The following is a 13,633-nucleotide window of genomic DNA, read 5'->3' as shown; positions in this document are numbered from 1 at the left end:
GGTTCACCTCATTAACATTCCACCAGTGGCGTTGACTGTTGCACCGGTGATGTAATCGCTTTCTGGGCTTAGAAGGAACAGGATAACGGGGGCGATATCATTGGGTTGTGCAATCCTTCCAATTGGTATCCGATTTCGGTAATAGTCGGGCCGGGCGGTGATGGAATCGCGAACCATGTTGGACTCCATCATGCCAAGAGCGATGCAGTTCGCGTTGATGCCACGTTGAGCCACTTCACGCGCAAGTGACATCGTCATTGTCACAATTGCCGCTTTTGACGCGGCGTAGTGGGCGTGTCCGGTGGTTGATCCTTGGAAGGCTGCTTGTGAAGTGACGTTGACAATTTTCCTGGTGATATTTGCTGGTTCTTGGGATACCATTTTCTGGCACAGAATGAATGGGGCCCTGACATTAATGGCGAAGGTCAGATCCCAGTCGTTGACCGGTATGTCCTCGAATTGCCCCGAGAGCCACGTTCCAGCATTATTGACAAGGTGGTCGATGCCCCCCATGTCATAGGCGGCATCTTGAAAGAGTCTCTCGGTGGAAGCAACATCGGCAAGGTCACAGGCGTAACCATGGGCGCGGTTACCAAATTTGTCGACGAGTTGCGCAATACCGTCAGAGTGACCGTCTGGCCGATACGACATTCCAACCGAAGCGCCGGCTTCCAGCAATTGGCGGCTCACCTCCCATCCCAAGCCCGTTGCGGCTCCTGTGACGAGAGCGGTGCGTCCCCGGAATGGTTGGTCAATCATGAGATGTCTCCTTGTTGAGGGTCTCGCGCCAGGCGTCATAGTGGTCTGCGAAAAGTCCGGCCTTGGTGGGATTCGGGATGAGCTCGCGATGCTCGGGAGCCATCTCCCGAGCTGCTTCGAGAACGTTGGAGTACTCCCCGATCATGGCCGCGGCTGCCATGACAGTTCCCAGAGTCCCCGCCTCGTTGACCTGGACGACATGCAACGGCCGTTGGGTTGCGTCGCAGAACATTTGCGTCCATTGCGGGCTGTTGGCTATCCCGCCGGTGAACACCGCCTCTTCCGACAGGGGCTGGATTCGTTCGAGGCGTGCGATGTGATCCATGTGACTGAAGATGATGCCTTCATAAATCGATCGCAGGATGTCGGCCAAGCCGGTGGACGCCTGGATCCTTGAGAAGACGCCTCGCACCGTTGGATATGCCGAGTTGCCGAAGACGAAGGGTAGGAAGGACGGGGCATCGGAGTGCTCGGTGTGTGTGGAAAACACGACCTTGTTGATGAGTTTATACAGTTCCTGTCGCGAGGGCAGTTCGTGCCCACTGAGCTCCATGGCCGGGTTGAGGACGGAGTTGATGAACCACTCGAAGACCCCCGCTGACGTCGGTGATCCCTCAGTTATGAGCCACGCATTGGGGGGCGGGTAGATCGATGTCATGAACAGGTCGGGATCGACCACAGGGGCGCTTGACACGAATTCATTGATCGACCAGGTGCCGGTGACGATGGCGAGACGATTCATCTCTACCAGTCCTGAGGCCAGTGCCGATGAGGCAATGTCGAAGACCCCACCGGCGACCGGTGTGCCAGCTGCCAGGCCAGTCTCGGCCGCTGCCCGGGGTGTGACAGTGCCGGCCTGCTGGTCGGACTCCACCACAGGAGGCATGAGGTGGGCCAGCTCGCCGATTCCGTAGAAGTTCATCACATCGGCGTCGTACTCACGTTGGGAGACGTTGAATAGGCTCGTTCCAGAGGCGTCGGAAATGTTGTTGGTCGCCTGCCCGGTCAGGCGCATCCGGACGAATCCGGAGGCGAGCAGGGCCCAGCAAGACCGTTCGATGACTTCGGGTCGGTGCCGTTGCAGCCAGGACAAGAGAGCAGGAGGCTGTCCAGGCCACAGTGACTGGGCCGTGCGTGGTAAAATATCGGTGGCAAAGTGGGAATCCTTTCGCCAATCTTCCACGAGAAGTTCGGCCCTCTCATCGGTGGAGATGATGGCGTTGTACGTGGGTCTGCCTTCATCGTCAACCATGTACAGCCCATTTCCGTGTCCGGTTGCCGACACGGCGGCGATGTCGTTCCCGCTGATTCCCGAGGCATCGAGCACCCGATGGATTGCGGTTACGTTTGAACGCCACAAGGCATCCATGTCCCGTTCGGTCAATCCCGGTCCGGGAGTGTGGAGTGGAACGTGATCTCCGCAGCGAGAAGCGACGAGAGTCCCATCCGGCTTATACAGGGCGGCCTTCGTTATTGAGCCGCCGTCATCAATTCCGAGTAGATATTTCATGATGCTCACTCCACAATGAGATGTTGCTTGTTGTTGCTCCGCTGAGGCCGGCATCACGCAGCGCGCTGAGCATCTCGTCGGTTCGGATGAATCCACCCGCGAGGATCTCCGAATCGGGCAGGACGTCTCTGAACTGCGCGTGTACATCCAGTGCGACTGCAGCAGGGAGAAGCTCGACGCCGTCTCCTTGGAAGCCCTTGAGTGCCTGCAGCGCTGTCGTGACCGAACGTGAATCCATCAGGGCGACTCGGTAATAACGACGCATGCCGGTGCGCTTGGCTAAGGCAAGAGTCTGGTGGGAGGACGTGAACACGCCGTCAACCTTGAAATTGTTGCGCAGAAGAAGGATTCCGTCCGGATCGGCACGAAACCCTCCGATGAGATCTGACTGCACGAAGACGTTCTTGCGCATGGCATGAACACGAGATGACAGGCTGACGAGGTTCCCGATGTGCACGTTGGACAACAGGACGTCAGGACTGGGACTCGAGAGCGCCGCGTCGAGTGTGCGCAGATCGCGCACCGATGGGATGACTCTCCATGACGGGGAGGTCATGATCGGCATTTCTGTTGGTATATCGCCATAGCTGCATCCACCCCGACGCCCCCGTGGATGACGGCTGCCATGGCAGCGACCTTCGCTGTCGGATCTGGGTCGTCCACGATGTTGCGTCCCACCGCGACACCGCGCGCCCCGGCATCGAGGCATCGCGACAGGTAGGTGAGGTAGTCGGACAGATCCTCGGTTCTCGGGCCCCCGAGGGCGACGACGGGCACGGTGACGGCGTGGATGATTCGGCTGTCCTCCACAGTTCCTGTGAGCCGAGTTTTAATCATGTCAGCCCCCACTTCCTCAGCGAACCGGGCCGCGACTGCGACGTTTTCCGGTCGTGAGCCCGGGTCGTCGACACCTGCGTAGGAATAGGGGAGGGACTCGACGATGAGCGGCATTGCGAAATGTGATGCTTCGCCACTGAGTTTCTGGATCTCAGCCTGGGTACGGGGACCGTGTTCGGCTCCCATGAATGACATGACGACCAGCCCGTCAGCGCCGATGCGGACCCCGTCGAGAGCCGAGTTAACCATGTGCGTGGATGGTACGGAGGGATCGAAGACGTTCGTTGAGGCATCGCAGCGTAGAACGACGCCGACGTCTCTCAAGAAGGATGCACAGCGGGCCGCGATCCCATGGGGAACTAGCACGGCGTCGAGGCCTTCCTGCGCCATCTGTGGAACGGCAGCCACAGCTCGGTCCACATTGCCGGCGTGCGGACTGAAGTTGTGGGCATCCGCTGCTAGCATGAAGCTGCGACCGTCGGGGGCAATAATGTGGTCCATGCGACGTTGTGAAATCTTGTGAATCGACATTGATTCTCCAGCCTTGGTGGTGACGTGGAAATGGATCCCGCGCATTGCTTGTAGGGTGTTTCTAGAAGTGATGGCGTCAACAAAAAACGCCCACCAATCCCTTTTGGGATGGTGAGCGTTCAAGGCGCTAACTCACGAAAACTTTATTTTTCTTAAAATGATAACAGTCGACTGCTGGTCTGTCAAGGGGCTGGGGGTCATGTGTGTGAGGGGAATCATCCCAGGGCTGGTTCTGTGCCTGCGTTCTTCGGAGAATAGGAACAGGACGATGATCCGCGAAGCTCCGGAGCTGGTTCTTGACACCATCAGGTCAGCATTGTGGCGTCGACATCAAGGGGTGCTCGTTCCGGTGTGAGGCGCGGCTGACGGTGCTTCGGCTCGGAATATTGGAGCGTGCCCCAGATGGGTGGTTGACGCGGGTGCGAAAACTGTCACCTCAAGAAGGGGCGGAGCAGGTTCGTGTAGATCCCCTGGAGCACCGGAGACTTTTCATGCCTCACAGTGAGAATCGGCCACATGTTGAAGGCTGTCAGTCCTGAGAGAAGAGGGACGAGGCGGACAGACACGAGCCGTGGTCCTCCGAGGCGTCATGAAGGTGCATGGTTGATGATTCGTGGGTCATGGAAATGGCAGCTGAACCGCGATGCATGTCGTCAAAATGACGCTCCCTGACGGGTCCTGCCGTGCCAAGGCCGCTGGGGGATTTCGTGCCTGCAGTAGTGGAGGGCTTCCGGGGAGTAGCGAAAGTCTTCGGGGGCGCCGCTGGATGCGCGCCCTGCACAAGGTGAGCCGAGGATGCGTTGGGAGTTGGGAGACTCGCTGCGTCGAAACGAGGGGCAGCAACTTCGGACGGAAGGGGTTCGTAATTGTCAATCCCCAAGGATTCGGGAACGTCTTCACCTGGATCCCGGGTAGGAGACGACGAGCGCTGAGAATACGACGGTGTCGGAAGGGTCTGATGAGGGTGAGGACGTGCAGGTTCGTCGTGCTTCTCGGAGTCGTCAGAAATACCTGAGAGCGCGCTGGTCAGGGCGGTGAAGGAATCGCTGAGCAATTTGTCAGCTGAGAGGTCCGACACCGGGTCAGTAGCTTTCGCCGATGTGTGAGGCCGCCGCTTGATGACTTTCTTCTGCCCCAAGGAGTCGGGACTCAGAATCCGCAGTTCTTGGTCATCCGAGCCAGATTCGTGTTCGTAATCCCGACCGATCTTGCGTTTTTCCTTGTCCTTCTGCGCCTGGACGATCCACATGATCACCGTCGCGAGCAGCACCAAGCCGATGATCCCATCGAAGGCGCTGTCTTTCATGACGAAAAGGAGAATGGTGAGGAAGACTATCGCCGATGAGTGCTTGCTAGCTGACGAGCCCTTGCTCGAGGTGCCCTTGCTACCGGTGGCCATGTCACGAGGATACGTGATTGGTGTCCCCGACACTCTGCCGGCGGAAATGGAAAAGGATCACCTGAAGTGACCGTGTGCCGTCCTAGCTGCGTGCGAGAACGAGACGATTCCTAGGATTACTCACATGACACACGATCCCGTGACACAACGAGCTCCTCACAAGGCCGTCATCATGGCTCGAGGCCTGGGAACCCGCATGCGCAAGGCCGCTGTGGGTGTCTCCCTCACTGCAGAGCAGGCAAGCGCCGCACAAGCGGGCGTCAAGGCAATGATCAGTCTGGATGGCCGTCCTTTCCTCGATTATGTGATTTCTTCCCTCGCAGATGCCGGGTTTGACCAATTCTGTCTGGTGATCGGTCCGGAGCATGATCTGATTCGCGATTACTACGACTCTTGCGAGAAGTCACGAGTCGAGATCACATACGCGATTCAGGAACAGCCGCTAGGTACTGCTGATGCGGTTGCAGCTGCCGAGCACTTCGCCGGTGACGACAGAGTCCTTGTTGTGAACTCGGACAATTTCTACCCCGAGGACGCTGTTGCCAGGCTTCGCGAAGTACCCGCATCTGCGACGCTCGGCTTCACGAAGCGTGCCATGATCGATCAGTCCAATATCGACCCGGAGCGTATTCGTGCCTTCGCTCTGCTGGATTCTGACGATTCTGGTCAGCTCACCGACATCATCGAGAAGCCGGCCCCCGAAGTTGTTGACGCTGCTGGGGAGACCGCGTTGGTCTCGATGAACTGTTTCCTGCTTACCCCGAGGATTTTCGAAGCCTGTCGTTCCATCGAGAAATCTGCGCGTGGTGAGTACGAGATCGTCGATGCGGTGCGGTGGATGGTCGAGCAAGGCGAGCGGTTTGCCGTTGTTCCCGTCGAAGCGGGCGTTCTTGACATGTCGAACCGTGGGGACATCGCCTCGGTGGTTGACGCGCTCGGTGGTCGCGAGGTGAAACTATGACGCGTTGGTTCGTTCCAGGGCGTATCGAGGTCCTCGGGAAGCACACCGATTACGCCGGTGGGTCGACGTTGGTGGCCGCAGTGGATCGCGGCGTGACAATTTCGGTGGAGCCAGGGGACAGGGGGCTCACGGCATCGACCGACGCAGCTCCCGGTGAGTTGTCGTTGAAGGCTGGCTACGATCCAAAATTGCCGGCAGGGCACTGGGGCAGGTACGCCCAGGCCGTACTCGATCGCCTGACGGCCAATTTTGGCGACCTGGCCCCGGCGAGGATCCGGTTGACCTCCGACCTGCCGCTTGCCAGCGGGATGAGCTCCTCGTCAGCTCTGGTCAGCGCGATTGTGCTTGGTCTGGCCGATTTCAACGGGCTGTCGGATACCACTGCTTGGCAAGACAACATCACCGATGACGTTGACCTGGCAGGATACCTGGCCTGCCACGAGAACGGCATGACCTTCAAGAACCTTGCTGGTGCCGCTGGCGTGGGAACTTTTGGCGGCTCAGAGGACCACACGGCGATGGTGTGCAGCGAGGACGGTCGACTCGGGCAATTCCGCTTCTGCCCGATCCGACTGGAGACACGAGTCCCGTTCCCCGAGGACATGTCGTTCGTCGTCATTGTTTCTGGGGTGGCGGCTGAGAAGACCGGAGCTGCGCGGGATCTCTACAACGCAGCGTCCCTGGCAACTCGGGAGATCGTCAGTCGGTGGAATTCGAACACTGGTCGTCATGACGCGGTCATCGGCGATGTCCTTGCCGTTGACCCTGACGCCGAGAAGCTTTACGAGGTGGTGCGGGATCGAGAGGACCTCACCCGACGCCTGGATCATTTCCTCACCGAGTCCGAAAAGATCATCCCGGAGGCGTCCAAGGTGCTATCGTGTGGCGACCTCGAGGAGTTCGGTCGAATGGCCCAGGAATCTCAGCGAGCGGCCGAGGATCTTCTTGGCAACCAGGTTCCGCAGACCGCCGCCTTGGCGCGCATCGCGCATGATCTCGGAGCGGTTGGTTCAACCTCCTTTGGTGCTGGTTTTGGCGGCTCGGTGTGGGCGTTGGTTCCGTCCGCGGAGTCGAAGGAGTTCGCCGAAAAATGGATCGCCTCGTATCGCGACGAGTACCCGGAAGAAGCGTCCCAAGCGATGACTGTCGTTGCCCGTCCGGGACCCTCTGCTCGGCGCCTGGACTGAAAAGCCGGGAGTCCGCTCATCGCCATCTCGCCATCGCGCAGGGGTGGTGAGCGGATCTTCGCGACCGCGGTCGTCCTGGAACCTGAAGGCGTTTTCCAGCTTATCCTTGAACCGTGGCGGACGAGATCGAATTTGGCACTGGCGGCTGGCGAGCGATCATCGCGGATACCTTCACTCGTTTCAATGTTGAGCGAGTCGCTCAAGCGCTATCAGACCGTATACATGACGAGAACCAACAGCAGCGCCCGGTTGTCATTGGGTACGACCAACGCTTCCTCTCCCCAGAATTCGCATGGTGGGCGGCAGAAGTGCTCGCGGCTAATGGGCTCACCGTTCGGATCATTGACCGGCCTGCTCCGACCCCGATGATCATGTGGACTGTCCGCGACCTGGACTGTGCCTATGGCATGGCGGTCACGGCCTCCCACAACCCCGCGACGTACAACGGACTCAAGGTGTTCACGGAGGGCGGTCGTGACGCCAAGGTGGAGATTACTGAACCCATCCAGCGTCGTGCCAATTCCATCGGCCCATCCGACATCAAGCGCGTACACCGCGCTGACGCCCTTCGTGACGGGCTGGTCGAGGTGCAAACCTCGATGAACTGGTACATCGACGCGATCCTCGACCATGTCGACCTCGAAGCGATTCGACACGCCCACCTCAAGGTTGTCCTCGACCCGATGTTCGGAGTCTCTCGCACCTGCCTCCAGACCATCCTCATGACGGCTCGTTGCGACGTCGACACCATTCACGAGCGCCGCGACACCCTCTTTGGCGGGCGTCTCCCTTCCCCGAACTCCAAGACCCTGCAGGCGTTGACCCAGGAGGTCGTCGAGCGGGGAGCCGACATCGGCATCGCCACCGATGGTGACGCTGACCGACTCGGTATCATTGATGATCAGGGACATTTCCTGCACCCCAACCAGATCTTGGTCCTGCTGTACACCTACCTGTTGGAGGACAAGGGCTGGAAGGGCGGGTGCGTGCGCAACCTCGCGACGACACACCTGCTCGATCGCGTTGCCGAGGCCCACGGGCAGACGTGCTACGAAGTTCCGGTCGGTTTCAAGTGGGTGTCGTCCAAGATGGCTGAGACCGGCGCTGTGATCGGCGGTGAGTCCTCGGGAGGTTTGACCGTCAAGGGACACATTGCGGGCAAGGACGGCGTCTACGCGGGCACCCTGCTGGTGGAAATGATCGCCAAACGGGGCAAGAAGCTCTCCCAGATCTACGCTGACATCGAGGAGCGTTACGGTCGCCTCGAGATGGTGGAGGATGACTTCTCCTTCGCGTCCGAGGACAAGGAGGCGCTCAAGAAGCGCATCTACGAGGAGAAGGATCTTCCCGACTTTGGCCTCGAGATTGACCACATCAGCGACATGGACGGAGTCAAGGTGTACTTCGCCAACGGTGGGTGGATCATTGTTCGCTTCTCCGGTACCGAGCCCCTGCTACGAGTGTTCTGCGAGATGCCGGACGCTGAGATGGCCCGTGCGTGCATCGACGAGGTCGTTGAGCACTATCAATTCGAGTGACGGGGTGGCCCTGCTTACGCCAAGGGGTTGGGCCCGGCGACCCGGGCAGTTGGCCTGGTGATGGGTTTTCCCCGCTTGGTGTGTGGTTGCGACAGAGGCGTGACGTGACCACACACCAAGCGGGGATTTTGCCCGGTATTGGGCTCGGGGGCAGGGGGCACGACGCGCGGATGAGGTGAGGATGTGCCTTGTTGCTATCCACGCAGCCCAGTGACGATTAGCCCATCATTCCCCGGTCCAATGACGATCCACCCGCTTCGAAATGTCACAGGTGATCTCGTAACTGATGGTTCCGAGCTGCTCGGCCATGTCGTCGGCGGTCAAGACCTCGTCTTCCTGGGTTCCAATGAGAACTACCTCATCACCCACGGTGGCAGTCGAATCAGGGCCGAGATCGACCATGAACTGATCCATGCACACCCGACCGACGATGGGGTGAACAGCGCCTCCGATGAGCACGCGCCCCTTGTTCGACAACGCCCTGGATAGCCCATCGGCGTATCCGACAGGCACGGTGGCGATTTTTGTCGTCTCGCCTGCGGTCCAAGTTCGTCCGTAGCCAATAGTGTCGCCTGGATTGACAGTTTTGACGAAGGTGACGTGACTCACCCAGGACAAAGCAGGGTGCAGTTCGGCGCGACCAGCGTGCGGGTCGGGGTCGTATCCGTAACCGACGATGCCTGCGCGCACCATCGACGTTCGTCCCAGGTCATGTCCAAGGATCGCGCCGGAGTTGGCAAGGTGCACCAATGGGAAGGGTCCGCGCTCCGCCTCGATTCGGGATACAGCATTCATGAAAGTGCTTATCTCGCGTCGTGTGAAGTCCTTTCCCTCGGGGACGTCACTGATGGGCAGGTGAGTGAATACTCCCTCGACCTCGACGTTCTCGGCACGATCCGCGGCGGCCGTGAGTTCGCCAAGTTGTTCAGGCCGCAACCCAATACGCCCCATACCGCTATCGACGGCAATGTGGATCTTGACGGTGACTCCCCGCTTCCCGGCGGCAGAGTTCACTGCATCCAGGGTGTCGAAATCCACCACCGTGAGGCGCATGCCGGATTCGATAGCAGCATCGAGGTCCCAGGGGTCAACGGGGGAGAGCTTGAGGATGGGGAGTGTGATGTTGGCTTCCACCAGCTCTTGGCCTTCCGCGACAGTGGCGACGGCAAGCCAGTCAGCGCAGTGATGTTTTTCGACATAGCGGGAGACCTCGACGGCACCGTGCCCATAAGCATCGGCCTTGACGGCGAAAAGGATCTTCCGGCCACCAGCCCGTTTCCTGACGACGGCGAGGTTCGCAGCGATGGCAGACAGATCAACAATGGCGTGTGAGGGCGACGGGCATCTTGACATGTGTCATAACTCCTTTGAGCTGTCAGAAATTGCGATGCGGTCAACGGATAGGGGAGGGCGACGCCGGCACGCATGACGGAATGATGGAACTGGCCACGTCCGCGTGGCTGGCGGACGGCCCCATTCCGGGCACTTCACTGCGGGCCGGTTGCATCAGTTGTCATCGTGTCTCACACTCTGGTCCAATTCCCTACCAGCCAAGATTTGGTGCGGTCCCGATAGAACGTGCTGGTCATCATCGTCGCTCGACTGTCCCTCTCTAATCGGTATCGTCGGTCCCCGCGTCGTCGCGGATGGCGTGGTGGCGGTCGAAGAACCAGCCGATTCCGAGAATGAGGAACCAGAGAGGCGTGAGTGCGAGAGCATGGGCGGTGTCAGGTTCCTGGGCCAGCAACACGAGGGTGAAGACGAAAAACGCCAGGATCGCCCAGCACATGCCGCGCCCACCAGGCATGGGGTACTTCGACGTTGAATGGGCGTCCGGAGCAATCTTTCGGTACTTCATGTAGCTGATGACGATCATGCTCCAGACAAAGATGAACAGCACTGAGGAAATTGTCGTCACAAGAGTGAAAGCCTCGACGAAGGATTCTGACGCCGCCAGCAAAAGCGCTGTGCTGAGAACCAGGACGGTGACGACGAGCCCCCATCGCGGGACGCCATTTTTACTGAGGCGCCCAAACTGTCTCGGAGCCATCCTCTTATGCGCGAGGCCAAAGAGCATCCGTGAAATGGAGTAGATCCCGGAGTTCGATGACGATGCAGCGGACGTGAGTACGACGAAATTCATCACGCTGGCGGCCCCAGTGAATCCGACGAGTCCCAAAACCTGTACGAACGGGGATGAATCCGGGCGGACCTCGTTCCACGGCACGGCTGTCATGATCGCGGCCAGAGCGCCGATGTAGAAGATGAGGATTCGTGCCGGAACAGCACTGATGGCTCGGGGAAGCGTATTTTCAGGGTCTTGGGTCTCGGCTGCGGTTGTGCCGATGAGTTCAATCCCTACGAATGCGAAGGCCGCCATCTGGAATCCAGCGAAGAACCCACTCCATCCATTTGGCATGAATCCACCGTGATCCCACATGTTGGTGAATGATACGGCGCCCCCAGAGGGGGACTTGAATCCAATGATTGCCAGCACGATGGCAAGAATGATAAGTGAGATAATCGCGATGATCTTAATAAGTGCGAACCAGAACTCCAGTTCACCGAACATTTTAACAGTGAGGAGATTCAAACAGAGAAGTAGGAAGAGTGTCGCAGCTGCTAGTAAGGTAGCAAGGCTATGGTTTTTGATCCAGAAATCCCAGTAAGTGGTGATTCCAATGAGTTCGGCCATTCCAGTGACAATCCAACAGAGCCAGTAGGTCCATCCCAGGAAGAATCCTGCCCAAGGGCCGATCAGATCGGCTGCGAAATCCTGGAAGCTCTTGTAATCGAGGTTGTACATGAGCAACTCGCCCATGGCTCGCATGACGAAGTAGAGCATGGTCCCGATGATGAGGTAGGACACGATGATGCTTGGTCCGGCAGCGTGGATGGCTTTCCCGGATCCGAGGAACAGGCCGGTCCCGATGGCGCCACCGATTGCGATCAGCTGGATGTGACGGTTGTTCAGATTGCGGTGGAGGTGCACCTCGCCGTGCTCCTCGGAATGTGATGAATCCGCAGCCAGGGAAGCCTCACTCATTGGCATTTGAGGGCGCCCCGAAGTGTCTGGATTTTCGCCGAAACCAGTCATGTGTCGCCTCCGTGAAATGGACGTCAGAGTCGCGCGGTGAGGGTGAGTCGACGGTGTCTCAACCTTCCACGATGAAATTTGTTTGCAGCATAGCACCGGCCGGTCGACCCCTGGTGATCGTCATTTAAAGGATGGCCAAATAGTCGTGGTTGGAGTACGAGTGCCATGCTCGTCGATTTCTAATCATTATGGTGATCCATCCGCCAATGAGATGGCTATCAACCCATATCAACAACCATTGACCCCGTCAGGACAACTACCGTGTCTGTGTGGTCAAGAACCTCGATCGAGGCTGGCTGCTTCCAGGGAGCATCTCTGATCCGCGAGGCGTGTCTGCTCCGCGGACCAGAAGTCGATGACGGTCAGCGCAACCCCTCCTTGCGCTGCGTGCGGTGGCGGTAGACGAGGTACATCGAACCGATGAAGACGAACCAGATCGGCGTGATGAGCACCGCGATTCGCGTCGTCGGATCCAAGGCGAGGATGACGAGGCTGATCGCGAAAAATGTCAGCACGACCCAGCACATCGGGACGCCGCCAGGCATCTTGTACACCGACTCCTCGTGCAGGTCGGGGCTCTTGTGGCGGTACACGATGTAACAGACGACGATGAGGGACCAGCTGAACAGGAACAGCAGAGCGGCAACAGTCGTCACGAGGGCGAAAGCCTGCATGATCGAGTCTGAGGTGTACAGGAAGATGATGCCGCAAAGCAGCAGCAGGCAGGATGCGGCAAGCGCGTTGCGCGGGACGTTGTTGCCCGACAGTTTTCGGAACCTTGACGGAGCCTGACCATCGAGAGCCAAGCCGTACATCATCCGCGATGTGGAGTACAGCCCCGAATTGTCCGACGATGCCGCGGCGGTGAGCAGGACGAAATTCATCACGCTGGCAGCAGCTCCGAAACCGGCCAAGCCAAACAGCGACACGAACGGGCTGACACCAGGCACCACCTTGCGCCAGGGGATGACGGTGGTGATGGCTAACAGGGCGAGCACGTAGAACAGGGCCAACCGCACAGGAATGGCGTTGATCGCCTTGGGAAGGGTAGTGCAGGGGTCCTTCGTCTCGGCGGCGGCGGTGCCCACGAGCTCGATGCCGACAAAGGCGAAGAAGGCAATCTGGAATCCGCCGAGGAATCCCATCACTCCGTTGGGGAAGAAGCCACCGTCGTTCCAGAGGTTCGCAATCGTGGCTGGGTCCCCGTCCGGGGACACGAAGCGGGTGGCCACGAGCACAATGGCGACGACCACCAGCGCACCGACAGCGATGAGTTTGATGAGCGCGAACCAGAACTCGGCCTCGCCGAAGAACTGCACGGCAATGATGTTGAGGGCTAGCAGGACGGTGGCCAGGGCAGTCGCTGGCAGCCATTTCGGGATGTTTGGCCACCAGTACTGCGCGTAGGCGGTGATGGCCGCGAGGTCTCCCATGGCGGCGACGATCCACGAGAACCAATACGTCCACCCGGCGATGAAACCTCCGGCAGGCCCCAACAGGTCCTCAGCGATGTCACGGAAGGACTTGTAGTGGAGGTTTGAGAGCAGCATCTCGCCGAGGGCACGCATCATGAAGTACATGAAGAAGCCGATCAGCGCGTAGATGAGGGCACTGGATGGGCCGGCAAGGTGAATGGTGCTGCTGGAGCCCATGAACATTCCGGTGCCAATGGCCCCACCCAGGGCGATGAGTTGCAGATGCCGGTTGGTCAGGCCGCGCTGCAGTTCCCGCTCTTCAGCAGGGTCGATCTGCTTGAGGGTCGCTGATGCATTCTTCATCGGTCTGGTTAGATTGCTGCGGCGGGATGCGCCGCC

At 59.1% G+C, this 13,633-nt stretch carries 11 protein-coding genes; 3 read left to right on the top strand and 8 right to left on the bottom strand.

Annotated features, from left to right (window positions below; translation table 11 throughout):
- Window positions 1–3: 3 nt before the first annotated feature.
- The 5 genes from ACP8ML_RS12210 to ACP8ML_RS12190 all read right to left on the bottom strand — a co-directional run bounded on the left by ACP8ML_RS12210 (window position 4) and on the right by ACP8ML_RS12190 (window position 5,036).
- Window positions 4–759 carry an SDR family NAD(P)-dependent oxidoreductase gene (locus ACP8ML_RS12210; RefSeq protein ID WP_171048511.1) on the bottom strand — a complete coding sequence of 252 codons (756 nt, stop codon included), beginning with the start codon at window positions 757–759 and terminating at the stop codon, window positions 4–6.
- A complete protein-coding gene (locus tag ACP8ML_RS12205; RefSeq protein ID WP_065673296.1) occupies window positions 752–2,269 on the bottom strand; it encodes an FGGY-family carbohydrate kinase in 1,518 nt (505 codons plus the stop codon). Before ACP8ML_RS12205 ends, ACP8ML_RS12210 begins: the two co-directional genes overlap by 8 nt.
- Window positions 2,247–2,825, bottom strand: coding sequence for a glycerol-3-phosphate responsive antiterminator (locus ACP8ML_RS12200; protein ID WP_065673322.1), 579 nt, complete (start codon window positions 2,823–2,825; stop codon window positions 2,247–2,249). Before ACP8ML_RS12200 ends, ACP8ML_RS12205 begins: the two co-directional genes overlap by 23 nt.
- The gene (locus tag ACP8ML_RS12195; RefSeq protein WP_065673323.1) at window positions 2,822–3,637 is read right to left on the bottom strand and encodes a class I fructose-bisphosphate aldolase; all 816 of its coding nucleotides are present in this window, start codon (window positions 3,635–3,637) and stop codon (window positions 2,822–2,824) included. Before ACP8ML_RS12195 ends, ACP8ML_RS12200 begins: the two co-directional genes overlap by 4 nt.
- Window positions 3,638–4,166: 529 nt before the next feature.
- Complete coding sequence (locus ACP8ML_RS12190) at window positions 4,167–5,036, bottom strand: hypothetical protein (RefSeq protein WP_486702964.1); 870 nt, start codon at window positions 5,034–5,036, stop codon at window positions 4,167–4,169.
- Between the two features lie 124 nt (window positions 5,037–5,160).
- Between ACP8ML_RS12190 and ACP8ML_RS12185 the strand changes: the two genes are divergently transcribed.
- From ACP8ML_RS12185 to ACP8ML_RS12175, 3 genes are all read left to right on the top strand, one after another.
- On the top strand, window positions 5,161–5,997 hold the full coding sequence (locus tag ACP8ML_RS12185) for a nucleotidyltransferase family protein (RefSeq protein ID WP_117188375.1): 837 nt from the start codon (window positions 5,161–5,163) through the stop codon (window positions 5,995–5,997).
- Window positions 5,994–7,184, top strand: coding sequence for a galactokinase family protein (locus ACP8ML_RS12180; protein WP_486702963.1), 1,191 nt, complete (start codon window positions 5,994–5,996; stop codon window positions 7,182–7,184). Before ACP8ML_RS12185 ends, ACP8ML_RS12180 begins: the two co-directional genes overlap by 4 nt.
- A 113-nt stretch (window positions 7,185–7,297) precedes the next feature.
- Window positions 7,298–8,722: a phosphoglucomutase/phosphomannomutase family protein gene (locus ACP8ML_RS12175; RefSeq protein WP_016666511.1), complete on the top strand. Its 1,425-nt coding sequence runs from the start codon at window positions 7,298–7,300 to the stop codon at window positions 8,720–8,722.
- A gap of 225 nt (window positions 8,723–8,947) precedes the next feature.
- On the opposite strand, the gene alr is transcribed toward ACP8ML_RS12175, so the two are convergent.
- The 3 genes from alr to ACP8ML_RS12160 all read right to left on the bottom strand — a co-directional run bounded on the left by alr (window position 8,948) and on the right by ACP8ML_RS12160 (window position 13,597).
- Complete coding sequence (alr, locus tag ACP8ML_RS12170; RefSeq protein WP_065673300.1) at window positions 8,948–10,075, bottom strand: alanine racemase; 1,128 nt, start codon at window positions 10,073–10,075, stop codon at window positions 8,948–8,950.
- 259 nt (window positions 10,076–10,334) lie between these two features.
- A complete protein-coding gene (locus ACP8ML_RS12165; RefSeq protein ID WP_117188381.1) occupies window positions 10,335–11,819 on the bottom strand; it encodes an amino acid permease in 1,485 nt (494 codons plus the stop codon).
- Window positions 11,820–12,181: 362 nt separating this feature from the next.
- Window positions 12,182–13,597, bottom strand: coding sequence for an amino acid permease (locus tag ACP8ML_RS12160; RefSeq protein WP_117188383.1), 1,416 nt, complete (start codon window positions 13,595–13,597; stop codon window positions 12,182–12,184).
- Window positions 13,598–13,633 lie beyond the last annotated feature (36 nt).

This window comes from Cutibacterium sp. LaCa_255 (assembly GCF_057458005.1).
The sequence above is the reverse complement of the archived record's forward strand: the minus strand, read 5'-3'. Positions and strand labels throughout refer to the sequence as shown.